Genomic DNA, 25,422 nt, shown 5'->3' on the forward strand with positions numbered 1-25,422 from the left:
TATAAAAAAAGAGTAAGTCTTTTTTACTTACTCTTAATCATCCCTTGTAAACTTAGTCTACACTCTCTATTATCTCATTTAATTTATAATTCAATGTATTTATTTTTATATCTATTTTCCCATCTCTTTCTTCTAAATCAATTATTAATCTCTCTACTTTACTTATAAAATCATTAACCTTATCTAAAGCTCTGTTAACTTCACTTTGAACAGAAATATCACTAAATATATTATCAAAGAATATATCAAAAGTATATGAGAAACCACTAATATCTAATTCTCCATTAAACAGTGATGAATCCACATCTCCAAGCTCTTTCTTAAGTATCCCTGCTGCATAACTTAACCTTTCAATATCTCTTTTCGCATCATCAATTCTATTATGCTTTATAGCAGAAGAAATCATTCCTCCACCTAAAATATCATATATACCCCAATTATGTGCACTGTCTAGAGAATTTTTAACAATTTTCCCTATCTCTATACAATTATGGGCTTCTCTTAAGGCTTCAGTAACTTCTGTTTTTTCACTTATTAATAAATTTCTTTCTTCATCTATTTTTAAGATTTCATCTCGAACATTAAGATTAAACTTTTTAATAAGCTCTTTCTTCTCTTCTATAAGATTCTTATATCCATCTTCTATATTTATTAAATCTCCAAGCCTCTTATTTATTTTTTCAATATCATCTTTTAAACTCTCTACATTAGTTTTCAAATAATCATATTTAAGTTTTGCTTCTAGATATTCTCTCTCCTCTCTTTCTAACTTTTCATCCTTATTTCTTAAAATACTAGCCATTAAATTTGAAAATGATAGAGATTTTAATTTTTGAACATCCTTTAATTCTTTTTCTAAGTTTTTTTCTAAAACTTTTAACTCAATCTCTTTTTTATCTAACTCATCATTTAGCTCTCCAACTTTTCTTTCAAGAATTTCCTTTAAATGCATATCCTCTTTACACTTTTTAATCTTTTCATTAATATCCTTAATCATAACATTTTTAAAGTAAATTAAATTACTTTAATACACACTCCCCACTTACCTATTATTATTTAAACTATATCTATTTCCTATAATTCTCTATACATTACCAAATTCCACTTTTCCCAATTTATATTAACTACATTCTAAAGCTATATTGATTATATTATATATTTAATTACACTTATAGGAAATCTTTTTTCTATTTCCTCCTCAAAGAAATCCTTTATTTCTTGCATTTCCTCCTTTTGATAAACATATTTTCCATATCCAAATTGGCCATATTTAAATTTTCTATCCTCTTCTTTCATAGGAAGTGTTGTCTTTGGAAATATTTCAAGTATTCTATTCTTAGCTTTTATTGTATATCTATGACTTATAATCTCAAATCCTAAATTTTCATCCTGTTCTAAGTTTATTTCTTTTCTAAGCATGTCTAAAAGATTTCTATATTCTTCCCTCCAATTTTCATATAAGAATACTGGAGCTATTATAAATCCTACTGGATATCCAGCCTTAGAAACCTTACTCGCTGCTTCTATCCTAAGCTTTAAGGAAGAAGTAGAGTGTTCATATTCCTTAATAACCTTATCTGTATTTATACTAAATCTTATTTCTGTATGTTTATTATGTTTTAATTTTAACAGTTCATCCACATCATTATACTTAGTTACAAACCTAAATCTTGCTAAGTCCTCTTCTCCAAAAAATTCAATACACTTTGCTAGTGAATGAGTATATGGTTCCACAGGAATAGGATCAGAGGTTGCTGCTCCCTCAAATATTGTAATATCATTATTTCTTTCATTCATATACCTCTTTGCTTGATCTAATATTTCATCAGTATTTACATAGACTCTCACAAAAGGTTTATCTCCTAATTGCGTATTTAAATAACAATACTCACATTTGCCCATACAACCTGATACAAGTGGTAACTGGTAATGAGCTGATGGCTTACAGCTTTGAAATTTCATACTCTTCTTAATCCCAACAACCAAAGTTTTCTTTCCTTCTCTATATTGTTTATAAAGATTATCACCTGGAATTGATGATTTAACTCTATTTGAATTAAGTTTTATTATCTCCACATCTGTTTTTTGAAACTTTCTATATATCTCTTTTCCAATTTCATAATCTAAAGCACCTTTTTCAAAAATCACTCTATTTGGAACAAACATATTAATTAAAGCTATAAAATTCATTTGATTTAAAATCAAACTCCTAAGCTTTAAACCTCCTTTCTAAAAGTAGTTCAAACATATTTATCTTTATTATTCCAAATTAGTCATCTTAATATTAAGTTATTTTTAAACAAAATCTAAAAAAACTATATTATCTTTAATATAAAGAAGGTAAACTAAATAGAATAATGCTAAGTTATTAAACAAAAAACTATATTATCTTTAATATAGCTTTATGCTAATTACTAAAAATAATATAGTCTTTTATATCTTTCTTATTATTTTATACTTTTAAATTCAAATCCTTTGCTTTTTAAATAATCTATTATTCCTTGTAGAGCCTTAACTGTTTCTTCTTTTCCATATGTATCATGCATTAAAACTACAACACTATCTGCATTAGGGCCTAAAGCTTCCACACTTTTTTTAGTAAAATCTAAAAGTTCAGTTGCATTCTTCTTTTTTCCTTCTGCATCTGCATTTAATGCATTCCAATCTATATTTTGTATTCCTAATTCAGTCATTTTATTTTTCATAGGAGTTCTTTCTTTCCAAGACCAATATCCACCTGGGAACCTAATCACTCTTGTTTTAAAATCATCCCCTAAAATTTCTTTCATTAATTTATCATTCTTATTAAGATCTGCCATTATGTTATCTACATTCATTTTTCTATTTGGATAAAGATATTTATAATCATGACTAAAAGTATGATTTCCTATGGCATGTCCTTTTTCCACTATTTCTTTTAATAGTTTCTTAGGTTCTTCTCCCATACTTAAAGATTTTCCAGTTACAAAGAATGTTCCTTTAATATTATTCTTATCTAATATATCTAAAACTTTTGGCGTATTAGTTACTGATGGACCATCATCAAAAGTTAAATATGCAACTTTCTTTCCATCTTTTCTAACTGGATAATGTAATGTACCTTTTAAAAGCCCATTTGTATTATCAGCTACCATCTTAGCATCATCTGCATTTTTATCCTCTTCAAAAGAAGGATATTTAATCCCATTCTCTTTTTCCTTACTAACCCCTTTTTTCTCTTCTACTGAATCCTTCTTTTCTTCCTTATTATCATCCTCTGCTTTTTCATTTTTTGTAACCTCAACCTTTTCTGATGCTTGTACCGTTTTCTTATTAGATGAACTACATCCAACAAAAGCTGTTAAACACAAACATGCACCAAAAAAAGCAACTAATTTAATATACTTTTTCATTGTTCCCCCTCCAATTTCATTTGTTCTTACAAATCAATTTTACAAGAAGAAAAGGTGTAAAAAAAAACATTTTAGAAACAAAATTCTTAAAATTTAACTAAAATATAAAAACAAAAAGCTACTTAACTTAAGTAGCTTTTAAAGTGATGCCCATGCCATATAATAATCTTCTTCTTTTTCTTTGTTAAAATTAACTTTAATAATCTTATAAGAATGGTTGTTACAACAACAACTCATTTTATTTCCATATTCATCATAAATTCCATTTTCATAATAATGTTTTAAAGAAATAAAATCATATCCTAAAGAATTTATTATTGCTTCTAAATTTTCTATATCTTTTCCACTTATATCAAGTTTTTTTATTATATCGCATTGACATTCCTCACATAAAGTCATGGCATATAGGTTTAGTTCATCATCAAATAAAATAAATTCAACTGTACCAAGCTTTATAATTGAAGTTTTAAGTTCTTCCCTAAACATATTTTCCCCCTTAAATATAAATACTATTGTTATATTTATATCCTTTAAGAAAAGATTTCATACATAATAAAATTATTTATTCTATTTCCTATTATACTCTCATGAAAACACTCAATCAAACTTAATTATGATTAATTTTAAACATTATAATTACCTCTAAATTTAAACTTTAAAATAGATTTTTCTTATCTTATTCTTTTAAAACTTCTTTACCAATGTTTTTCTTAATTAATCCTACTGTCTTATTCATTTCATATTGATCTCTACCACTTATTTTGTAGTCTTGTCCATTTTTCAAAGTTAAAGTAATTAAATAAACATAAGGATTTTCAGTTACTTCTATACTTACATCACTAATTTCATCAAAACTAATCCTTTTTTCTGTACTTGTAAATAGGATCAAATCCTTATTTCTTATAATAATTGTATTCTTTATTTTTGTTTTTGTGGAATAAATAATTACTAATACTAAAAGAAGAATCGTTCCTAAACTTACAATATTCTTTGCAATTCCTCTCTCTGGATTTGCCATAATACCAACTATTAAGTCAAAAGCTAAGCATATTAACATTAAATTTGATAACTTATCATATCCTAAACAAAAAACTGATGACTCTGAATTTTTCTTCTCTAAATTAATAGTTTTTAATACATGCTTTCTATATAAAATTAATCCAACTATTATTAATATTGAAAAAACCACTCTTAAAATCAAAAATACCCCTTCTTCCCTCAAATTTACTTAGTAAACTAACTTATTTCCTTCATGATATCACCATTTACATTTTAATTCAATATTTACTTTTTTTATAAAATAATATAATAAAAGACTGAATTTTAAATATCATAACTCAGTCTTTTATATTATAGATTATTTCAATCTCTCTACTAAAAACTTAACAACAGCATCCTCATTATTATTTCCTATAACCTTAGTTGAAATTAACTTTAACTCATCTTTAGCATTATCTAATGCATAGCATTCATCTGCCATCTCAAACATGGGTATATCATTTTCTCCATCACCAAAGGTTATAACCTTGTTATGTTCTATATAATCAGCTAAAAATTTTATACCATTGGCCTTTGATGCATTTTCGTTATATACATCTAAGAAAAAGGCTCCTTCATTATATATATCCTTATAGCAATTTCCTGTTACTCCATCTACTTCTATTATCTTAGAAAATAATTCCTTTGCTATGTTTTCATCACTTTCAAAAAACACAAAATTTATAATTTGATTTTCCTCTAAAAGATCTAAGTAGTTTTCTACTCTTTTAAATGTTTTTAATGGCTTATTACATCTATCTATGTAATACTTTTCCTCAAAATCATATGTAAAATTCTTATGATAAACCCATAAATGATCATCTTTTATTCCATATAAAAAAAATGTTTTTTTATAATCTTCTAATATTTCTATTACTTTTTTTACACTTTCCTTTTCTATTTCTTTTACATCTATATACCTATTGTTTTCAATGTCATAAATTACAACTCCATTCATAAGAATAACAGGAGTTTTTATATCTATTCCATTTAAAATATCAGAAACTGTAGCTGGACTTCTAGCTGTTGCAATTGCAAAGTTTACCCCAGTATTTATAAGCCTATTTAGTTCCTTCTTTGAATACTCTGATATGATTTGATCTTTATTTAATAAAGTTCCATCTAAATCTGATACAAATAAATCCATATTTTCCCCTCTTTTCTATATAAATTAAATATTATTTACCTTTTTAATTTAATATACACCATTAATACTTATTATTACAAATCTTTATCCAATATCTTAATATAATAAAAATTAGTTAATATTCTTTTTCAATAAAACTTATAGAAAGTTCACAATTCATAAAATCAATTTTAATTTGTAAATCTTTTTTAAAATTTAACTAGTATAATAAAAAGATTTAGTTAATAAACTAAAAACTCAATTCTATTTTTAATTTTTACCCACTATTTTTAGAATTTTTCCACTTATACAGTAAATGTTTTCATGATAAATTTAATCCATATTATTTAAGCTAAAAGATTTTTAACAAGGAGATTTACTATTATGAAGAGAAACAAAATTTTAGCCTTGACTTTAGTTAGTTCAATTGGTCTTGGTATGGTTGGATGTGGAACTAAAACTAGTGAAGCTACTTCAAATTCAACAAAATATAAAGTTACAGAAGAGGGCGTAGAATTTCTTATGCCAAACAATGTTCTCTCACCACACTGGTTCCCAGATGAATTATTAAACTGGACTCCAGAAAATGATAAGAATTTAGATTTTAATAAAAGTGTTATTCCACTTAAGGATAAGGTTGAAAGAGAAAAATTAGAAACAGTAAATGATACTCAAAATAAGGATATGAATGTTGTTGCCATATCAATAATGAATGGTAATACTAGTGGTAACCCATCTCGTGGTACTACTAAATTTGCATCAAACACATTCTCTTATTGGCAGTATATAGATAAACTAGTTTACTGGGGAGGTTCTTCTGGAGAAGGTCTTATAGTTCCTCCATCACCAGATGTAATTGATTCAGCTCATACAAACGGAGTTCCTGTTTTAGGTACGGTATTTTTCCCAATGACAGCACACGGTGGAAAAATAGAATGGCTTAATACTTTCCTTACTAAAGATGGAAATGGAAACTTTCCTATAATAGATAAACTTATTAAAGTTGCTGAAGAAATTGGCTTTGATGGCTGGTTTATAAACCAAGAAACTGAAGGCACAGAGGATACCCCTTTAACAGCTGAACACGCTACCTTAATGCAAGAATTCATAAAACAATTTAAAGATAAAGCCAAAGATAAGCTTGAAATTATGTGGTATGACTCAATGACAAAGGATGGAGAAATGGATTGGCAAAATGGTCTTACTGAGAAAAATGATTTCTTCTTAGTTGATGGAGAAAAAAATAAAGTTTCAGATAGTATGTTCTTAAACTTCTGGTGGACAAATAAAAAGTTTGTTGAAAAAGAATTACTAAAAAATTCTAAAGTTCTTGCAGAAAATTTAGGAATCAACCCATATGATGTTTATGCTGGCATAGATACTCAAGCTAATGGTACTAATACTCAAGTAAGATGGGATTTACTTGAAGAAAAAGCTAATAATACTTATACTTCTCTTGGATTATATTGTCCAAGTTGGACTTTCTTCTCATCAGATTCACCTGAAACATTCCAAATGAAAGAAAGTTCATACTGGGTAAATGAACATGGAAATCCATCAATAAAAACTGAGGCTACTGATACTAAGTGGAGAGGAATTTCTACTTATAAAACTGAAAACACAGTTATTAAATCACTTCCATTTAATACAAATTATAATATAGGTAATGGATACAACTTCTTTATAGATGGAAAACTTGTTTCAAAACTTGACTGGAATAATAGAAGTATGGCTGATGTAATGCCAACTTATAGATGGATAATAGAAAATGAAGGTGAAAATAAATTAAAAGCTTCTTTAGATTTTTCTAATGCATACTATGGTGGTAACTCAATTAAGTTATTTGGAAATCTTAATAAAAATACATCATCTACAATAAAATTATTTAGCAGTGAACTTCCTATAACTAAAAATACAAAGTTTGAAACCGCAGCTAGTGGATTAGATGGAACATCTCTTGACTTAGTTCTTCAATTTGAAGATGGAAAAACAGAGGTTATTAAAGCTGATAAAACTCTTACTAAAGATTGGCAAACTTTAAGTTATGATGTTTCTAAGTTTGACGGAAAAATTATTCAATCAATTGGATATAAAATTTCGTCTAAAGATGATGCGAAAAACACTGCTATTAACTTAGGTTCATTAGAAATATTTGATTCAAAAGCTAGTGTTAAAAAGGCTGATGTAACAAAAGTCAATGTTTTAGATACTATATTTGAAGATGATGATACTTTAGCTGGTGTTAAACTTTCATGGGAAGCTTCAAGTACAGAGGACTTAAGTCACTATGAAATATTTAGAATAAATCCAGATAAAACTAAATCATTCTTAGGTGCTACTCCTTCAAAAAATTTCTTCATAAACTCTCTTCAAAGAGATGAATCTTCTAATGTAACAAATATAGAAGTTGTTGGTGTAAATAATAAGGGAGAAAGAGGAAAATCTGCTACATCAAGTTTTGAATGGCCAGACAATAATATTCCAAAGGCTAATTTTAGTGCCTCAAAAACTCTTGTTGCCCCAGGAGAAGAAATAAAGTTTGAAAGTCTATGTTCAAAGGTTACAGAGTCAGTTGAGTGGACATTTGAAGGAGCTTCAACTACTTCAAGTACAGAAAATTCACCAACTATAAAATATGAAACTCCTGGAACTTATGATGTTAAGATAGTTGCTAAAAATAATCATGCTAAAACTGAATTCATATTAGAAGACTTCATAACTGTTTCTGATAAAATAACTGATGGACTTTCAAATTTAAGTCTTAATGCAAAAACTGAAGCTTCATCTTTTGTAAATACTAATGAAGCTGATAAATTCGCTGTTGATGGAAAATCTGATACTAAGTGGTGTGCAACTGGAAAGGCTCCTCATACCTTAACAATTGATTTAGGTGATATTAACACAGTAAGTGGAGTAAAAGTACTTCATGCTGAAGCTGGAGGAGAAAATCCTGGTATGAATACAGAAGACTTTTCATTTGAATATAGCCTTGATGGAGAAAATTTTGAACCACTTGCAAAAATAGAAGGAAATAACTTAGGAGAATCAACTCACTCTTTCAAAGCTACAGAGGCTAGATATATAAGACTTAATGTAAATAAACCAACTCAAGGCTCAGACTCTGCTGCAAGAATATACGAAGTTGAAGTTTTAGGAGTAAAAGGAAGCCTAAAATAATATTTTAATTTAAATAAAAACAGTAGAATATTATTAAGACTATGATTTTATTTTACTTAATCTATAAATTTCAAATGAATTTTATTAATTGTTAATCTAAATATAAAAGGACAAGTTTCTCTAATACTTGTCCTTTTTGTATTTATAAAAATATAACTAAAATCTTTAAATTCATACTTTTCTTATAAAATCTAATCCTCTTCAAAAATTTTAACTACAATTGCACTTTTATTATTTTCATTTATTAAATCACATAATTCTCTATAGAAAATTTCTGTTCCAACTTCCATATTTACTTGAAATAATAAATTTTTTTCAGAATCTAGTTTTAAGTAAATTACTTTTTTTTCTTTATTCTCCTCTGAAATGTTAGAACTATTTAAAAGCCCTTTTTCCTTTGCTTCTTCTAATGTTAAACATCTACATTCCTTTACATGCTTAAATAAAACTTCCTTCTTCTCCTCTAATATCTCAAAAATAATTCTATCTCTAAATAACAATAAGTATGCGTAATAATCAGTATTTTTATTTATAAATCCTGAATATATGGTAGAACCATATGGATCAATAAAATCGAGACCTTTTCTCTTATACTCTTCTCTCATACTTTCTAGCTCTTCACGTAACTTTTTTGTTTTTTTAGATGATATTTTAAAAATTACACATAAAACAAGTAAAATTATTGCTAGTAATATCACTGTTTGTTCTCCTGACAATGAAAATCCTCTTGATGAATATATTAAAAGTAACTTCATTAACTCTTTCTCCTCCTAAGTTGTCTTAAATAATCTATTAATAATTTTGAATTCACTATTTATCAAGTGTATTAATAAATTCAAACAATTTATTTTATAAAATATTATAACTAAAATAATATTTTAAATCTATAAATATTACACATACTTTAGTTATTATTTTCCTGATTATTAATATTATTCTTTATTTTCTCCTCTAAAATTCCAATTTCAGGACTATTACTATCAACATTTCTAATTTTTGTTAATAAATAATTTGCATACTCTACGTTTCCCTGACTTAAAACTTGATTAGCTTGTTCAACATATGCATCTATAATTTTCTTTTTACAATTCTTTATTTCTTCTTTACTTATACGACTTAAATTTTCTGCTTTTGGACTTATTTCTTCAAAAACGTTTATAGCCTCATAATAATTTTGCATTTTTTCAAGTTCAATTGCTCTATCAAATATTTGATTTTGCTCCTGATCAAACTGTATTTCATCAAGCATTATATATATTTCTTTGTCTTTGGAATTAATATTTTTAGCTTTTTCTAGAAGCATTTCTGCAATCTTATACTCTTTATTATTAATTGCCTTATTTGCATTTTCTATATATTTATTAAACCTCTCGTCTTTTAAATTAATATAATGCCTCCAAATCATAACTCCCAAAACTGCTATAATTCCTATTGTAATTAAACATTTTATAACTTTTCTCATAATTTATCATCTCCAAAAGTGACAACTTAACCCTTCGTGTGCTAACTAATTTTTTAATAATATAAAAATTAGTTTCTTAAATATATTATTAATACTAAATTTAATCAAAATACTAAAAAAATATTTCCTTATATAAAGTATAACATATTGTAAACGTTAAACAAAGACCTACTTAAATACGTCCCCTATACCTAATAAAAACTATTTATGTATAAATATTCTATATTTTTATATTATAAAAAGGCTATACCAATAAATTTTTGTATAGCCTTAAATATTTATTTTACTTACTATTATTTTTCTTCTTTTTTTCTAACATTATGTTAAGAATTGTATCGTCTACATTTTTAAACCCATTTTGAATTAAAGTTTCTATGCTCTCTATAGTTTTTTCTACATCTTGTGAAATTATTCCATCATTCGAAGTTGCTGATATTCCATTTATAGCAAGATTTGCACATTGTATTGCGGCATTTGTTCCTGTTGCTATTTTTAATGCACAAGTTTCCTTAGCACCATCACATATCATTCCTGACAAATCTGAAATCATATTATTTATACAATAATTTATATTTTCTAAATTTCCTCCAAGTAAATATGTTATACCACAAGAAGCACCTGTCGCCCCTGCAATTCCAGCACCACATAAAGGAGATAATCTTCCCATATGTTTTTTTATTCTAATTGTAACTAGATTACTTAAAACTAAAGCTCTTGCTAAATCTTCATTGTTTTTTCCTAAAAGTTTTGAAGTTGATGAAACTGGTATTGAGCAAGCTATTCCTTGATTACCACTTCCAGCAGTTGTCATTATAGGCATTGGACAACCATCCATTCTTGCATCTGAAGCCGCAGCAGAGGCTGCTATTATTTTATTTGAAGCATCATTAGAAAAAAGGTTAAAAGTTCCTTTTTGAAGAATCTTACTTCCAACCTGAAGTCCATAATCATTTTTTAATCCCTCTTCTGAAACTTTCTCATTCATTCTAGCACTTTCTAATATAAATTCTATCTCACTAAAATCAATATTCTTAGCAAACTCATATATATCCTTTATTCTAAAAAGCTTATAATCATCTTCAACCTCATCACAGCATTTACCACAATTATTATCACAAATAACCTCTTCATTCTTCTTTATTAATGTAACATTTGTGTGAGTATCTTCAATTATTACTTTACATTTATCTTTTCCATCACTAACTTCAACTTCTATATAAAGAGGTTTATCTATGTCTTTTTGATTTATGTTTATAATATTATTACTTACAATTTCTTTTGCTTTTTTAAGTTCTTCTTTTGTAAAATTTGATAGTATAGTTAGCTTTTTATAAGATTTTTGAATTGAGATCCCTAAGGCTGCTGCTATTTCTATTCCAACTCCACCAGTGCCTGGTATTCCAACTCCCATTGCATTTTTTATTACATTTTTACTTAAATAAATATTTACTTCCTTTATTTCTCCATTTACATGTTCTGACGATAAGGATGTTGCATAAGCTATTGCTATTGGTTCTGTACATCCTTCTGATGGTACTACTTCTTTTTTCAATGTTTTTAAATATAATTCTCTCACATTCTCACCTTCTATATCTTAGTAAATAATATTTCTATACCATTTTAAACTATGTAATAATTTGTTAAATAATTATAAATAAAATTATTTGACTCCTATTACTTTTAAATCTACTTTAATTATATCATTTAAAACTATTCTTGTAATCAATTACAAGAATTATATATTATAATTTACACATTAATTAAAAATGAAAAATAACAACTAATCAAGATAATAAACTGTGAAAACTTTCAATAACTTTTATAAATTTTATAAGTTCAATAAACCCTTTAAAAGTTTATCTATTTGGATTTAAAGCTGCTTAAAACAGCCTTAAATCTATTATTTTTTCTTAGAATATATCTCTAAATAAACTAAAATGCTTAATATAACACTATTTATTCCTAAAATTAAAAATTTATTTTCTTTTGAAAATATTATATCTAGTATAAATATCATAATCCATAAAGCATAAACAATAAATCTTAAATTCCGCGCTTTATATCTTCTAAGTTTAGATACCCTACTTTCTATCATAAACCCACCTCTTTTCTGTAAAATTTTACCATAAAATAAGCATACACTATTTTTTTGAATTACTAAAGTAAAGTTATGTTAACTTTTTTCAAACAACAAAATAAAAACTTTACATTTTTATCCTATATAAACTTGTAAAATATATTTAACTTTAAAGTTATATAAACTAAGAAACTAGATGAAAATTCAAGTAAATTTTAAATAATAGCTAAAATTAAACCTCTCTTAAAAGAAATATTTTAAATAAAATAAAAATATTTCTTTAGGCAAAAGATTTCTTGTTATTTTTACGACTTACTTTATGAATGTACTTTCTAATAAATAAAGGAGGATATTCTCTTATGCAAGATGATAATTTCATAGAACAACTAAAAAAAGAAAATCCTAAGGCTTTAGATTATGTTTTTGATAAATACGGAAATTTAATTTTTAAAGTTGCTTATACTATTTTAAATAATAGAGAACTCAGTGAAGAATGTGTAAATGATGTACTAATGAAAATCTGGAAAAATATAAATACTTTTAATAAAGGGAATGAAAAATTTAAAGCTTGGATTATAGTTATAACAAAATATACAGCTATAGATTTACTTAGAAAAGAAAAAAAACATGGAAATACAGTCCATTTTGAAGCTCAAGAAGAAAAATCAACATACTTAGAATCAAACTTAGAAAATAAAGAAATTAAGGATAAACTCCTTTCTGCAATAAAAAGCTTTAATAAAGAAAATGAAGATATATTCTTTAAAAGATTTTTTCTTGATTACTCTATAAGAGATATAAGCAAATCAACTGGTATAAGTGAAAATGCCATAAGCAATAGAATACGTAGAGGTAAAATTAAACTTTTAGATCTTTTTAAAAAGGAGGATTTTTAAAATGACTGACAAAGAACTTCTTAAAGCATTAGAAAACTTAGATGTTGATGAAAATGAATTTGATAATTTAGATATAGAATTAAATGATTTAGAAAAAAAACGTATTAGAAAAACCTATAGAAAGAATATTAAAACTCATAAATATAAATTAAAAAAAGTAGCCATAATTGCTGGATTATCCTTATTTGTTGGAACTTCTCTATTTTATACTTCCAAAGTAAAAGCTAATGATATTCCTATTTTAAGTAATATATATGAAATGCTTGGAGGATATGATGAGTATATTAGCTATAGTAAATATATTGGAGATTCCATAGAGGTTAAAGGTGGAAAATATACCTTAGAAGAAATCCTTATAACACCTTATAAATCACTAATTGCCATAAAGATAACAGGTGATAAACCTATTAAAGAGAATGATACTAATTTTTCTATCTCTTCCTCAATTGGAAATTCATATTTAGAAAGTTCCTACTCATCAATCTATAAAATAGATGACCATAATATAATTCAAGTTATAGAGGGAAAATATAGCTCTAAAATTCCTAAAAAGTCACCTGTTAATATAAATATTAATGAATTGGGTGATAGTGAAACCCCTTTAGATTTTGGAGAAGGTAACTTTAACATTAAAGTTGATTTTGGTAAAAGCTACTCAGAATTTGATTATCTTCCTATAAAAAATGGAAGGTTAAAAGGATATGGAATAAAATTAAAAGAATTAAACTCAAGTATTCTTGGAAGTGAAATATTAGGAGATATTTTCACATTTAAAGATTCTGAAGATTATATTGACTCAGCTATGAATTTAAATTTTATTCTTTCTGTTGATGGGAAAATGTATGGTGGAGTTTCATCATTATCCCTTTCAAGTTTAGGCAATATTATTTCTTATGGAGAATTTTCCACAAGTTTTAATGGACTTAAGACATCTAATTTTGATCATATCCAAAATATAGGCTTAAGTGTTTTTAAACCTAAATATTCACAAAAAGATATTTCGGAAATATATGAAAGTGAAAAAGGTAAAAAATTAATAGAATTTAATGAATCTTCAACTAATAAAGTCTCAACTAATGGTGTTTCTTACTATGAAACCCTGAAATTATTTAATGATAGAAAAATAGAATTCTATAACCTAGAAAGAAAAAACAAAACATTAAAGCTACATGCTAAACTTAGTGATTCTTCTGATATAAACTTATTAACAAATATAATAGCTACTACAAATGAAGGGAAAGTTCTTTATTACCCAGAAGTTTATTTAAATTCTAATTCTGAAAATGAATATATAATTGAATTCTCTAATATTAGTGATGATCTTAATGTTTCAATTTCAAATCATGGAATTTTTTCAAATCAATATGATTTTTTACAAGAAATAAAAATAAAATAAATAGTAAGTAGTTTTTTACTACTTACTATTTGTTTTAGTCTCCATCATAATCTACAAAAAATCTTTTAATGTTTTAATATATTTTGATGAATGGGAATCACTTCCTAAAATCATTGGTATTTTCTTATCCATAGCTAGCTTAAGTATTTCTTTTTCTACATAAAGCTCTCCACACTCCTCTTTTCTTAAACCTGATATATTAAAATCCAACTCATATCCTTTTTCTTTTATAATATCTAATATATTCTCAATCTTAGGAAGAAACTTATTATAGTCATAAGGAAAATTTTTATTAAACTTTCTTATTAAATTAAGATGTCCTATTCTTTTTGGCTTATACTCTCCTAAATCCTTATTTAAGGCTAAAATTAATGTATCATAGTATTTATTATAAACCTCTTCTAAGGAACCTAAATCATCAATAATTTTTTGAAATTCTTCAGCACTAAAATCTATACAGTAATATTTATCTTTTCTTCCTTTAATCATATGAACAGATAATACACCATCATCTAAAAAAGAACCATAATCATCTAAAACTTTTTTAATCTCCTCTTCATATCCCTCTATGTAATCAACTTCAACACCTATGTTAACTTTAATTTTACTACTATACTTTAGCTTTAATTCTTCACATTCATCTAAATAAGGCTGTAAGTCATTAAAATCCATAGCACTATCCTTAAGAGGAGATGGATCATCAAAATTTCTTGGTAGAGGTAAATGCTCTGTAAAACTTATTTCACTTAATCCTAATTTAATTCCTTCTATTATATAACTTTCCATTTCATCATCTGTTCCATGTGGACAATATGAAGTATGTACGTGTCCATCTTTACTTTTAAACTTATATTCATCTATATTACTAAAGAATTTATATCCTCCTTTAGTATTATTTTTAACTTTATACATGGCAACATCTGCATTTTTCATGAGAATTTTCATATTATTCCCATCAACAGGATATAAAGCTACCCCTATTGATGAATCTACATTACAAGAATATCCATTAAAAAGTTTAATATCTTTTTTTATTTCAGACTGAATTCTATTAATAATTCTCTCTATATCTTCTTTATTCCTTATGTTATCCAGTATAATTGCAAACTCATCTCCACCTAATCTAGCTAAAATATCACTTTCCCTTATACAAGATTCTATCCTCTTAGTTATAGAAACAAGTACTTTATCTCCAGCCTCATGGCCATATGTATCATTTACCTCTTTAAAGGAATCTAAATCCATAAATAAAACTGCGAAATTTTTATTTTTCATCTTAGCTTTTTCTAAAACTCTATTAAATTCTTTAAAGAACATTCTTCTGTTAGGAATCCTTGTTAGCTTATCATAATTTGCCATTTGGTTTAATTTTAATTCCATTTCTTTTATATCTGTAATATCACTTCTAGAACCAACTACAAACTTTCCATATTCCTCATCTATTATTGGTGTAAGCTTTGTTAAAAGTACCTTTCTCCCAATTGGCAAATCTAACTCTTCTTCAAAAATAATAACTTTCTCACTTAAAATACACTCTCTATAATGGTCTGACACTCTCTTACCTAACTCATCACCAAAGACATCAAAAGGAGTTTTATTTATAATATCTTCTCTTTTCAAATTAAATTTTTCAAGATAAGAATCATTATTTTTTATATATAAAAAATTTCCATCTTCAAGCATTTGTACTAAAAATAAAGCATCCTGAGTTCCATTAAAAATTATTTCATACTGATTTAAAATCTTTTTTATATATTTAATTGAGTTTTTCATCTTAATATTATTTATAGAAGATTTATTTTCTAAATCTTCCAAATATTCTTTCCACTCTATATTTAAAGAATCATCTCTATAATTTTCATTATGCTCCAATGACTTATATAAATACTCTTTTTTCATTAGACCTCCAGTTAATACAATTATAAAAATAAAACACTCCACCTTTGTGAAGCATTTTAAAATAATTAATCTAAATTTTTATATTTTTGATTTATTCTAGCAAAACATGCTATTAAAAAAGCTAAGCATTCTAAGGATGCAATTAATCCTATAATAATACTTATTATAACAATACTTAAATCAACTATTCTTGATTTTTCAAAAATACCAACCAAAAGTATTGTAATGGCTAATAATAAAACTAACACAGAAAAAACTATAGCTATAACCTTAAAATATTTATATACTCTTGAAATATCTGATTGTCCATTCTTACACTTTTCCTTAAAACCAATACTCCATGTTTTAAAGCTTAGTCCTCTGCTTTTGAAATCCCAAATATGATAACCTAAAGCAAATAATGTCCATAATGTAAATAATCCTAATAAAACACTGCTTTCTAATAGGGTATTATCATCTCTTATCATAAAAAAATATGAGATTGTAACCATAAAAGTTAGTATTTCTATTTTTAATTTTCTTTCGTAAGCTTTCATAAATTCCTCCATAACTTTAAATCACACTTAAATATTATCAATTTAAAGATTTTTTGTAAACATCTAAAAGCTTACTATGTTTAATAAATCTATGGCTTTTTCTAATTCATACTGAGCTTCTATTCCCTCTTTATCTAAACACCCCCAAAGTGCTAGGGCAAAATCAACAGAAGAAGCCTTAGCACAAAGATAATCTGATTTCATATCTCCTATGTATAAGCATTCCTCTGGTTTTGCCTTTAAAATTTTCATTGTTTTTATAAGAGGTTCTGGATGTGGTTTACTATTTTCTATATCTTCAAAAAGAACTTTAGCTTTCATATATTTGTGAAGATTATTTCTAACCATATCTATCTCGTACTGCGCTCTAGTTTTTGAACTAGTAACAGCCTGTATATATCCATTCTCTAATAATTTATCTAAAACATATTTTATTCCTTCATATGGTAATGCTCCAATTTCATCCTCATTAACATATTTAACCCATCTTTTATGAACCTCATCAACATTCTCTATTCCAAGGACTTTTAATGCTATTTTCCCAGGATAACTCATATATTTAGCTAATTCTTCATACGACTTATCCTCTCCTAATTCCTCTTTTACTATCCTCATTAAAGTATTAACATTTATACTTATAGTATCTAAAAGCGTTCCATCTATATCCCATATTATATACTTATAATCCTTCACACTATTTTCCCTTCTATTTTTAATATTGCTACTTATCTTTAAATATATTTTAGGAACCTTTTAAATAATACTTTAATAAATAGAATTTTTATTTAGCTAATAATGTTTTTACAAACTCTAAATTGTTATAATCATGGCTTTTTATATAGTTTAAAAGATCTTTAAGATATGTTTTGTGATGTTCAACACTCTTTGCAAAGCATTGAATAAATCTTACTACTTCTTCTTTTGAAAGTGATTTATTTTCCTCATTATTTTCATTATTAAGATATATTCCAACTAAGTAAAATCTCATAAATGTATATCTTATAAGCAGCATTATATAACTATCAAAAACTGACTTTATCTCACAAAATGGGAATAGATTACTATACATAAAGTTTGCTAAGAAGTTCTCAAATATGTAGCTATTAGGCTCTAAGAATTTCTCTTCATATTCTTCAAAAGCCTTTACAAACCTTTGAATATTTTTTTGTAGATAATCTTCCTCATTTAAACTAAATCCTTCTACTACTTCCCTTGAATATTCCTTAAATCTTTCACTATCTACATCTTTTTCTACCCTAAGCATAGTAAATATTTTCTTAAAGAAATCAACCTGAATAGCATAATTAAGTGGATTTTCAAAATACTCTTCTTTTATAGAATCTATATCATATGACTTTATATATTCTAATATTTCTTCTTTATTGTTATCATACTCCTCTTCTAATCCATTTATGAATTCACCTAATATGTATAATCTTTTACTTAAAGTAAATTTTCTATTTTTAATTATATTTATACTTACTTCTCTAATTTCCTTTAAAAATTCTATAGGTAGTGCTTGTTCTTTTAAAAATGCAGTATTTACCTCACTAGAAACTATATGCTTTCCTAAAATCTCCTCACTTTCACTAAAGTCAATCCCCTCTTCTTTTAAAAGAAAATTTCTGGCTGCTTCAGGACAAGCTACTGATAGAGACATTTCATATATTCCATCAATTTTATTAAGCATTCTTGGAAATGATGTGCAAACATTTGAAAGATATCCCTCTCCTAAATTAGAATGAATAATACAATAATTATCACAATCTAAAAATGGACACCTCTTATCTTCTCTAAGCTTAACCTTCACAAAATCTATTTCATCACATTGAGAATTTTTATTTTTCATAAGATTACTTTTAAGAATATTTTTCATTTCTCCTTCTTCAAGAAATTCATATTGCTGAAAAGTAAACTTATCAATGTCAACATCCCATCCTATACAACAACTATCTTCACAAGTTCCACCAATACACTTAAATTCTTTTAAGTATTTTAGATATCTCATTTTAACACTCTTACTCATTAAATTACTTCCTTTTCTCTTTATTTAACTCACTCATATATTTTACAATAACTTTTTAATTTTTCTACTTAATATTTATCTATATTTTAATAAAGTGTTGATTTTAGCTATTCCTTCACAAACCTACCTAATTTAACAAAGTTATATCTAAAATCAACACTAGTTTAAAACAGAGCCAATAAGTAAAATTAAATTCATAACTTCACTTAATTAAAATTATATATTTTTTATAAGCTTTTATTTTATTAAAAACCTCTTTAAGAATTCTATATTTTCCATATAATAATCATTAGCCTTTTCATAAGACCAACTACAATGTTCTACAATCATAAGCATTAAATATATTCTTAAAATATCATAAAACTTATTATCTAAAGTCATATATTTATTATATCCATGTAAAAATGCTTTTTCATAATCTTTATTTTCCATAAAATATTTAAAATATAAATTAGCTAAATCATTACAATAATCATCTGGATAACTCTGTTCAAAATCTATTATAGCCTGAACAATATAAACACCTTTTTCACTCTTAACCAAAACATTTCTTCCATCAAAATCATTATGAGTAAATCTAAATCTTTCTATAGAAAATAACTCTTCAAAGTTTTTTCGTATTTCTTCCATTATACTAAACAAAAGTTCCTTATAAGGTGAATTTTGCTTTTCAATTTCAATTACTCTCTCTTCAAACTTTTTAATCTTATTTAATTTGAACTCTTCTTTTCTAATACTTTTGTTCCAATCCAAGGCATAATCAAAAATTTTATAAGAATGTATTTTTCCTAAACATTCTCCAAGATTACTAAACAACTTTAATTTACTATGCATGTCTAAATTTAAATATATATGTTCAAAAACCTCGCCATCTATATATTCCATTAAAATCCACTGATGATTATTATATTCACCAAAATCTATTACTTTAGGAACATTAACATCACAGTTTTTTAAAAACTCTAAAGAATTTAATTCTCTTTCTCTTTTATCGTTTCTATAATAACTTTTAAATACATACTTGTTTTTACCCTCTTCAGTTTTATAAACTAAATGTCTTCCTATTTCATGATTCCCTATAGGTTCTATATTAATATTACAACTAGACTTAGTATGTTTACTTACTATATTCTTTATGTCTTTTATATAAGTCATAATTTTTTATTACTCCTTTAAAATAAATAAGTAAATTTGAAGAATTAATTTTATTTCTTAAAATTACTTATCTTTTAATTAATATAAAAGAAAGAGCATCGATTTTCATCGACGCTCTATTTATAAATTCTATAATTTTAAATATATTGTTCTCCTAATGAATTAGCTGTAAGTATAGCATTAAATACTTCTTCAACTTTAACGTCTCCTAAAATATTATGTATAGTTTCTCCTTCAGCACAAGCTGCCATTGCAACTTTCATTATATCCTCTTTATTAATTTCTTTTAATCCAATTTGACCAAGAGTTATAGGAAGATTTACATCTAAACAGAAGTTTATAACTTCTTCTATTTCTTCCATCGGACTATCTTCTAATACTAATTGTACTAATGTACCAAATGCAACGATTTCTCCATGCATATATTTTTCACATTCTTTAAGAACAGTAAATCCATTATATATTGAATGTGCTGCAGCAAGACCACCATTTTCTGCTCCAACTCCGCTTAAATAAGTTGTTGCTTCTAAAACTTTTTCAACCGCAGGAACAGATACTGAATTTTCAACAGCTAACTTAGCTTTTAATCCATAATTTATTAACATTTCATAACAAAGTTTTGAAAGAGCATAACCTGCCTGTGAAACCTCACCTGAAACAAGGTTAGGTGACTTTGCATTTAAACAAGCTCTCGCCTCAAAAAATGTTGCAAGTGCATCTCCCATCCCAGCTACAAAAAATCTAACCGGTGCTTTAGAAATTATTGTACTATCGACTAATACAAGATCTGGATTTTTTGGATAGAATAGATATTCACTAAACTCTCCTTCTTCTGTATACACAACTGAAAGTGCAGTGCAAGGGGAATCTGTGGCTGCTATTGTTGGTATTATAATAACTGGTATATTCTCAAAATATGCAACAGCTTTAACAGTATCAAAAGTTTTTCCTCCTCCAATACCTATTATTGAATCACATTTATTATCTTTTATAACTTTTTGTAGTCTTTCAATTTCTTTTTTAGTACTTTGACCATTGAATGTTTCAAAAAAAATATTTTTCCCAGAGTTTTCAAAACATTTTTCAACAGTATCCTTCATCATATTCATAACGAATGAATCAGCTAAAACAAGAAAAGATTCGCCTAGTGTTTTAACATGATCTTTTAATTCTAAAATTGCATTTTCACCTTGTACATATCTTGAAGGCGCTCTCATAACTTTAAGCATTTAATCATCTCCAAATAATTTATTTTTGTATTTCTTAAGTGTTTATGAAAAATGATCCAACATATAAAATTATATATTTTTTTATTAAATTTGTAAATATTTTAAAGAAAATACAAACTTATTATAAACAAAATTAAATTAACTTTTTATCAATAAATTTCAATATATTTTGGCTAACTTTTTAAATATAAGTTTTATATTCTAAAATAAAATAAACCAGTATGAAAATTATACTGGTTTGTTTTATCAACATTTTGATAAATTATTGCTTTATAAAATTAATAACATTTTATAAACTTATATTTTACATCTTATAGAAGCAATTATTTTATTAATAATTGTTCTTTAGCATGTACTAAAGTTGTAAGTAAATCATTATATGGTGTGCTTATGTTAAACTCTTTACCTTTTCTAGATACATACCCATTTATATAATCAATCTCAGTAAGACGATGATTTTGAATTAAGTCTTGATGCATTGAAGGGTAATGCTCTCCAGCTTCACTTGGATCATATGTCTTCTCTATTACTTTTGCAACCTCTTCTACATTTAATGTAACATTAAATTTCTCAGCTATTTTTGAAAATTCTTTTATTATATTACGTATAAGTTCTGAAGCTTCTTTTAATCCTCCAAACTCTTTTATATTACAATCTAATATTGTGCAAGTACTATTTAATGCTCCATTAACACAAGCTTTTCTCCATATTGAAAATATTACATCTTCGCTATAATGAGCATTTAATCCAGCTTCACTTAATACCTCACATACTTTTCTTGCTTCAGATTCCATATCTTTATGTAAGTTTTGTACTTCTAAGCTTCCACCACCACTTAATAGAGCATGACCTGGACCTTTTAATCCAGCTGTCCATAAAGTTACTCCCATAAGAATATTTTTTCTGTCTATATATTTTTCAAGTGTTTCATCATGTCCTAATCCATTTAATAAGCATAATACCTTTGTTTCTTTTCCTATTATATGCTCAACTGATTTTAACATTGATTCTAATCCCATTGACTTAGTAAATAATATTATTAATTCAGGAATTTCTTTAGCATCCTTAGGTAACATTGCTGGAATTTTTACATATTTTAAATTCCCATTTTCTTCTATGCACAATCCTTTTTCATTAATAGCATCTACATGATCTTTCCATCCATCTACTAACTGAACATTATTACCTGATTCATGTAGCATATATCCAAAACGTGATCCCATGGCTCCTGCGCCAACAATTGTAATTTTCATTAAAATCAACTCTCCTTTTATCTTAAGTTAAGATATTAATAAATTTTCTTATAATCCACAATCTACTTCATTTTCAATATTATATTCTTCCTCTCCAAATACTCCATTCAAAAAGTCTGGCATAAAGAATTTATTACTCATTTTTTTAAGTTCTTCTTTATTAGAAATATTATGTTTAGTTAGTATTTCCTTAGCTTCTTTTATATTTTTATTCATTGAAATTTGAAGTTCTTTAGCCTTTTCTGAATCCAATGATCCATTATTATGGCATAAAAATTCTCTTAATTCTATTAAAGAATCTCTAAACTCATCATTTAAATCTTCAATAGTTTTAATTTCTTCCTCTGATAAATCTTCCTCATCATAATCAGCACTTGGATCTTCAAATAATAGGTCAGTGACTAAATAATAATATTCACCTTCTGCTTTTTTAACAAGCTCTTTTAATTCACTTATTTCATGATGAGCAACATTTTCTAATTTATCTATTTTAAATTTTTCCTTAAATTCTTCTTCTGTCATATGTTTTATATGTAATTCTTTCATAATTTAATGTTGCTACTAAAAATATTCTTAAGCGTATTAACATAATAAAATTCACTTCTTTTTAAAATTATTATTATAGCCTAGTGATATTTTATATAGTAGCCTCTCCGTTGCCAAAACTTTATAAAAATTTATAATTTTTTTAATTCCTTGTTCATCATATTAAATTTTATAAGCAATCTAATATATCTATTTCAAACTTTACAACATTGTTAGTCTTTTAAAATTGACAACGGTTTTTCACCTCACTTTCAAATTTATTCATTTCATATCTATGACTAACTATTCTTTTAATATCTTTTTAAGTTGTTTTTACTAAAAAACCCCCTTAGTAAAACTAGGTTATTTTGGGTGAACTTATAACATTAGTTATATTAACAAAGAAGCTCACACTTCAAGCTTTAGCTAAGTGGTGAGTAGTTCACCTTTCTGAGTTTTATTTGTATTTTATCAAATAACTTTATTAAGTTTATTATATCACCACTAAATATAAATAGATACTGCTACAATTATTTTTGCATTCCTAACTTAATAAGAAAAATATAAGTTTCAAAGATTTTTCATATGTATAATTAATTTATTGAGTGGAAATTTTGTAAAAAGTATTTGAAAAACCTACTTCTATTTTAATATATAATTAATTTATTACTTAGAAATTCTTTAATTAACCTAAAAAAAATAATATACTTAATATTGTAATTTGTTAATTTGATTAGAAATGAGAGGTTTTTTATACATGCAAAAAAAAGATATACTAGAACTAAAAAAGCGTTTAAAGAAAGATTATTGTACTTTCACTAAAATGTGTGGGTGCTATGTTAATGGAGAGAAAAATACAATTTTAAAGTTTAGGGAGACTTTCTTAAATTTAGAAGAAGATGAATACTTTAAATACTTAGAAATTGCTAAAAAAGTTATGTCTGGAACAATAGGAAATAATATTTTAGAACTTAACTTTCCACTTAACGAATTCTCAGTAAATGAAAAACAAGTTTCTCTTGTTAAACTAAAAAATAGCAAGTTAAAAGATGATACTATTCTTGATGAATTTTATAATTCAGTTATAGAAAATTACGATTATACAGGTAACTTTTTAATTCTTCTTTTCCATGATGCTTATGATGTTATTACTAAAACTAAGGATAATCTTAAAGTTGATGAATCAGAGGAAGTTTATGAATATATTTTATGTGCAATATGTCCAGTTTCTCTTTCAAAACCAGGACTTAGATATTTTGAAGAGGAAAACTCAATAAAAGCTCGTATTAGAGATTGGGTTGTTGAAAACCCATCTAATGGTTTTGTATTCCCAGCATTTATTAATCGTAGTACAGATATTAACTCTGTTATGTATTACACTAAAAATACTAAAGACACTCATCCTGAATTAATGGAAAATATATTAGGATGTCCTGAAAAACAAACTGCCACTATTCAAAAACAAACTTTCAAATCAATAATTAAGGATTCCTTTGTTAATGAAGAAAAAGCTGAAAAAGTATTTATGGAAGTTCAAGAAAGTTTAAATAATATGGTTGAAGAGCATAATTCTATGTATGAAGATACTCTAGAAGAGGAACCTATGTTATTAACAAACAAGGATGTTGAAAACATATTAATAGAAAATGGAGTTACTGAAGATGTGGCAAAACAAATTGAAAAAAACTATTCAGAAAACTTTAATGAAGATGTTCCATTGGCAGAAAGCTTAATTGATAAAAAAGTACTTAAAGCAAATGAACAAAGAAAAAAAGAAGAACGTTTAGAAAAGCAAGTACAGGTATTAAAGGCTAGAATTGAAGAATTTGAACAAGAAACTTCTTTAAACAGTGAAAACACTGAAGAATTATCTATTGATGAAAATGGCGAAATAATAGAAGATATTATAATTGATGAGGATACTGAAATCTTAGAGGAAGCTCTAGAAGAAGTTTTAGAAGAAGAACTTCAAGCTAATAATAATTATGATGTTGTCCTTCATGTAAAACCAGAAAAAATATCACAAGTGAAATCACAAATAATTGATGGCAAAAAGTGCATAATAATTCCTATTGAAGAGGATGAACAGGCCACTGTTAATGGAATAGATGATTTAATTTAAAATTATTGTCTATTTTAAACAAATGTTTTTCCTTGACAAACTTCCCCTACTAAAAAGGAAATTAATTCATAAAAAATAGAAGTGCTTTTGTAAAAACAAAAACACTTCTATTT

22 protein-coding genes are annotated in these 25,422 nt (G+C 25.9%); 4 read left to right on the forward strand and 18 right to left on the reverse strand.

Annotated features, from left to right (window positions below; all coding sequences use genetic code 11):
- Nucleotides 1-52: 52 nt before the first annotated feature.
- The 6 genes from Q1K13_RS04055 to Q1K13_RS04080 form a co-directional block, all read right to left on the reverse strand.
- Nucleotides 53-952: a hypothetical protein gene (locus tag Q1K13_RS04055; protein WP_300347882.1), complete on the reverse strand. Its 900-nt coding sequence runs from the start codon at nucleotides 950-952 to the stop codon at nucleotides 53-55.
- A gap of 194 nt (nucleotides 953-1,146) precedes the next feature.
- The gene (splB, locus tag Q1K13_RS04060) at nucleotides 1,147-2,166 is read right to left on the reverse strand and encodes a spore photoproduct lyase (RefSeq protein ID WP_300347915.1); all 1,020 of its coding nucleotides are present in this window, start codon (nucleotides 2,164-2,166) and stop codon (nucleotides 1,147-1,149) included.
- 281 nt (nucleotides 2,167-2,447) lie between these two features.
- Nucleotides 2,448-3,392 carry a polysaccharide deacetylase family protein gene (locus tag Q1K13_RS04065; protein ID WP_300347883.1) on the reverse strand — a complete coding sequence of 315 codons (945 nt, stop codon included), beginning with the start codon at nucleotides 3,390-3,392 and terminating at the stop codon, nucleotides 2,448-2,450.
- A gap of 138 nt (nucleotides 3,393-3,530) precedes the next feature.
- Nucleotides 3,531-3,878 carry a hypothetical protein gene (locus tag Q1K13_RS04070; RefSeq protein WP_300347884.1) on the reverse strand — a complete coding sequence of 116 codons (348 nt, stop codon included), beginning with the start codon at nucleotides 3,876-3,878 and terminating at the stop codon, nucleotides 3,531-3,533.
- Between the two features lie 190 nt (nucleotides 3,879-4,068).
- The gene (locus Q1K13_RS04075; RefSeq protein ID WP_300347885.1) at nucleotides 4,069-4,593 is read right to left on the reverse strand and encodes a hypothetical protein; all 525 of its coding nucleotides are present in this window, start codon (nucleotides 4,591-4,593) and stop codon (nucleotides 4,069-4,071) included.
- 156 nt (nucleotides 4,594-4,749) lie between these two features.
- Nucleotides 4,750-5,577, reverse strand: a complete 828-nt coding sequence (locus Q1K13_RS04080) for an HAD family hydrolase (protein ID WP_300347886.1) — start codon at nucleotides 5,575-5,577, stop codon at nucleotides 4,750-4,752.
- Nucleotides 5,578-5,940: 363 nt separating this feature from the next.
- Here Q1K13_RS04080 and Q1K13_RS04085 point away from each other — a divergent pair, with 363 nt between their 5' ends.
- On the forward strand, nucleotides 5,941-8,733 hold the full coding sequence (locus Q1K13_RS04085) for an endo-beta-N-acetylglucosaminidase (protein WP_300347887.1): 2,793 nt from the start codon (nucleotides 5,941-5,943) through the stop codon (nucleotides 8,731-8,733).
- A gap of 191 nt (nucleotides 8,734-8,924) precedes the next feature.
- Here the strand turns inward: Q1K13_RS04085 and Q1K13_RS04090 are convergent, their stop codons facing one another.
- The 4 genes from Q1K13_RS04090 to Q1K13_RS04105 all read right to left on the reverse strand — a co-directional run bounded on the left by Q1K13_RS04090 (nucleotide 8,925) and on the right by Q1K13_RS04105 (nucleotide 12,290).
- On the reverse strand, nucleotides 8,925-9,488 hold the full coding sequence (locus Q1K13_RS04090; RefSeq protein WP_300347889.1) for a hypothetical protein: 564 nt from the start codon (nucleotides 9,486-9,488) through the stop codon (nucleotides 8,925-8,927).
- 149 nt (nucleotides 9,489-9,637) lie between these two features.
- Nucleotides 9,638-10,195 carry a tetratricopeptide repeat protein gene (locus Q1K13_RS04095; RefSeq protein ID WP_300347890.1) on the reverse strand — a complete coding sequence of 186 codons (558 nt, stop codon included), beginning with the start codon at nucleotides 10,193-10,195 and terminating at the stop codon, nucleotides 9,638-9,640.
- Between the two features lie 283 nt (nucleotides 10,196-10,478).
- Nucleotides 10,479-11,771, reverse strand: coding sequence for an L-cysteine desulfidase family protein (locus Q1K13_RS04100; RefSeq protein ID WP_300347891.1), 1,293 nt, complete (start codon nucleotides 11,769-11,771; stop codon nucleotides 10,479-10,481).
- Between the two features lie 324 nt (nucleotides 11,772-12,095).
- On the reverse strand, nucleotides 12,096-12,290 hold the full coding sequence (locus tag Q1K13_RS04105) for a hypothetical protein (RefSeq protein WP_300347892.1): 195 nt from the start codon (nucleotides 12,288-12,290) through the stop codon (nucleotides 12,096-12,098).
- A 341-nt stretch (nucleotides 12,291-12,631) separates the two neighbouring features.
- Between Q1K13_RS04105 and Q1K13_RS04110 the strand changes: the two genes are divergently transcribed.
- Both Q1K13_RS04110 and Q1K13_RS04115 read left to right on the forward strand, forming a co-directional pair.
- The gene (locus Q1K13_RS04110; RefSeq protein ID WP_300347893.1) at nucleotides 12,632-13,168 is read left to right on the forward strand and encodes a sigma-70 family RNA polymerase sigma factor; all 537 of its coding nucleotides are present in this window, start codon (nucleotides 12,632-12,634) and stop codon (nucleotides 13,166-13,168) included.
- A gap of 1 nt (nucleotide 13,169) precedes the next feature.
- A complete protein-coding gene (locus tag Q1K13_RS04115; protein WP_300347894.1) occupies nucleotides 13,170-14,564 on the forward strand; it encodes a DUF4179 domain-containing protein in 1,395 nt (464 codons plus the stop codon).
- Between the two features lie 51 nt (nucleotides 14,565-14,615).
- On the opposite strand, the gene hisJ is transcribed toward Q1K13_RS04115, so the two are convergent.
- The 8 genes from hisJ to Q1K13_RS04155 form a co-directional block, all read right to left on the reverse strand.
- The gene (gene hisJ / locus Q1K13_RS04120) at nucleotides 14,616-16,463 is read right to left on the reverse strand and encodes a histidinol-phosphatase HisJ (RefSeq protein ID WP_300347895.1); all 1,848 of its coding nucleotides are present in this window, start codon (nucleotides 16,461-16,463) and stop codon (nucleotides 14,616-14,618) included.
- 65 nt (nucleotides 16,464-16,528) lie between these two features.
- Nucleotides 16,529-16,999, reverse strand: coding sequence for a hypothetical protein (locus Q1K13_RS04125; RefSeq protein WP_300347896.1), 471 nt, complete (start codon nucleotides 16,997-16,999; stop codon nucleotides 16,529-16,531).
- A 63-nt stretch (nucleotides 17,000-17,062) separates the two neighbouring features.
- Entirely contained in the window at nucleotides 17,063-17,692 is a 630-nt protein-coding gene (locus Q1K13_RS04130; RefSeq protein ID WP_300347897.1) for an HAD family hydrolase, read from the reverse strand.
- A gap of 88 nt (nucleotides 17,693-17,780) precedes the next feature.
- The gene (gene fliB, locus Q1K13_RS04135; protein ID WP_300347898.1) at nucleotides 17,781-19,025 is read right to left on the reverse strand and encodes a flagellin lysine-N-methylase; all 1,245 of its coding nucleotides are present in this window, start codon (nucleotides 19,023-19,025) and stop codon (nucleotides 17,781-17,783) included.
- 237 nt (nucleotides 19,026-19,262) lie between these two features.
- Nucleotides 19,263-20,180 carry a phosphotransferase enzyme family protein gene (locus Q1K13_RS04140; protein WP_300347899.1) on the reverse strand — a complete coding sequence of 306 codons (918 nt, stop codon included), beginning with the start codon at nucleotides 20,178-20,180 and terminating at the stop codon, nucleotides 19,263-19,265.
- A 137-nt stretch (nucleotides 20,181-20,317) separates the two neighbouring features.
- Nucleotides 20,318-21,409 carry a glycerol dehydrogenase gene (locus Q1K13_RS04145; protein ID WP_300347900.1) on the reverse strand — a complete coding sequence of 364 codons (1,092 nt, stop codon included), beginning with the start codon at nucleotides 21,407-21,409 and terminating at the stop codon, nucleotides 20,318-20,320.
- A 323-nt stretch (nucleotides 21,410-21,732) separates the two neighbouring features.
- Nucleotides 21,733-22,662: a 2-dehydropantoate 2-reductase gene (locus tag Q1K13_RS04150; protein WP_300347901.1), complete on the reverse strand. Its 930-nt coding sequence runs from the start codon at nucleotides 22,660-22,662 to the stop codon at nucleotides 21,733-21,735.
- A gap of 48 nt (nucleotides 22,663-22,710) precedes the next feature.
- The gene (locus Q1K13_RS04155) at nucleotides 22,711-23,208 is read right to left on the reverse strand and encodes a hypothetical protein (protein ID WP_300347902.1); all 498 of its coding nucleotides are present in this window, start codon (nucleotides 23,206-23,208) and stop codon (nucleotides 22,711-22,713) included.
- Between the two features lie 736 nt (nucleotides 23,209-23,944).
- Between Q1K13_RS04155 and Q1K13_RS04160 the strand changes: the two genes are divergently transcribed.
- Nucleotides 23,945-25,309: a DUF4317 domain-containing protein gene (locus Q1K13_RS04160; protein WP_300347904.1), complete on the forward strand. Its 1,365-nt coding sequence runs from the start codon at nucleotides 23,945-23,947 to the stop codon at nucleotides 25,307-25,309.
- Nucleotides 25,310-25,422 lie beyond the last annotated feature (113 nt).

This window comes from Clostridium sp. (assembly GCF_029267215.1).
In the GTDB taxonomy this organism is placed as follows: Bacteria; Bacillota; Clostridia; order Clostridiales; family Clostridiaceae; genus Sarcina.

Excerpts from the sequence above, each read along its gene's own strand:
- Q1K13_RS04105 (WP_300347892.1), bottom strand. The coding sequence starts at position 12,290 with ATGATAGAAAGTAGGGTATCTAAACTTAGAAGATATAAAGCGCGGAAT.
- Q1K13_RS04070 (WP_300347884.1), bottom strand. The coding sequence starts at position 3,878 with ATGTTTAGGGAAGAACTTAAAACTTCAATTATAAAGCTTGGTACAGTT.
- Q1K13_RS04110 (WP_300347893.1), top strand. The coding sequence starts at position 12,632 with ATGCAAGATGATAATTTCATAGAACAACTAAAAAAAGAAAATCCTAAG.
- Q1K13_RS04160 (WP_300347904.1), top strand. The coding sequence starts at position 23,945 with ATGCAAAAAAAAGATATACTAGAACTAAAAAAGCGTTTAAAGAAAGAT.
- Q1K13_RS04085 (WP_300347887.1), top strand. The coding sequence starts at position 5,941 with ATGAAGAGAAACAAAATTTTAGCCTTGACTTTAGTTAGTTCAATTGGT.
- splB (WP_300347915.1), bottom strand. The coding sequence starts at position 2,166 with ATGTTTGTTCCAAATAGAGTGATTTTTGAAAAAGGTGCTTTAGATTAT.
- Q1K13_RS04145 (WP_300347900.1), bottom strand. The coding sequence starts at position 21,409 with ATGCTTAAAGTTATGAGAGCGCCTTCAAGATATGTACAAGGTGAAAAT.
- Q1K13_RS04125 (WP_300347896.1), bottom strand. The coding sequence starts at position 16,999 with ATGAAAGCTTACGAAAGAAAATTAAAAATAGAAATACTAACTTTTATG.
- hisJ (WP_300347895.1), bottom strand. The coding sequence starts at position 16,463 with ATGAAAAAAGAGTATTTATATAAGTCATTGGAGCATAATGAAAATTAT.
- Q1K13_RS04090 (WP_300347889.1), bottom strand. The coding sequence starts at position 9,488 with ATGAAGTTACTTTTAATATATTCATCAAGAGGATTTTCATTGTCAGGA.
- Q1K13_RS04155 (WP_300347902.1), bottom strand. The coding sequence starts at position 23,208 with ATGAAAGAATTACATATAAAACATATGACAGAAGAAGAATTTAAGGAA.
- Q1K13_RS04150 (WP_300347901.1), bottom strand. The coding sequence starts at position 22,662 with ATGAAAATTACAATTGTTGGCGCAGGAGCCATGGGATCACGTTTTGGA.
- Q1K13_RS04115 (WP_300347894.1), top strand. The coding sequence starts at position 13,170 with ATGACTGACAAAGAACTTCTTAAAGCATTAGAAAACTTAGATGTTGAT.
- fliB (WP_300347898.1), bottom strand. The coding sequence starts at position 19,025 with ATGAGTAAGAGTGTTAAAATGAGATATCTAAAATACTTAAAAGAATTT.
- Q1K13_RS04095 (WP_300347890.1), bottom strand. The coding sequence starts at position 10,195 with ATGAGAAAAGTTATAAAATGTTTAATTACAATAGGAATTATAGCAGTT.
- Q1K13_RS04065 (WP_300347883.1), bottom strand. The coding sequence starts at position 3,392 with ATGAAAAAGTATATTAAATTAGTTGCTTTTTTTGGTGCATGTTTGTGT.
- Q1K13_RS04080 (WP_300347886.1), bottom strand. The coding sequence starts at position 5,577 with ATGGATTTATTTGTATCAGATTTAGATGGAACTTTATTAAATAAAGAT.
- Q1K13_RS04055 (WP_300347882.1), bottom strand. The coding sequence starts at position 952 with ATGCATTTAAAGGAAATTCTTGAAAGAAAAGTTGGAGAGCTAAATGAT.
- Q1K13_RS04140 (WP_300347899.1), bottom strand. The coding sequence starts at position 20,180 with ATGACTTATATAAAAGACATAAAGAATATAGTAAGTAAACATACTAAG.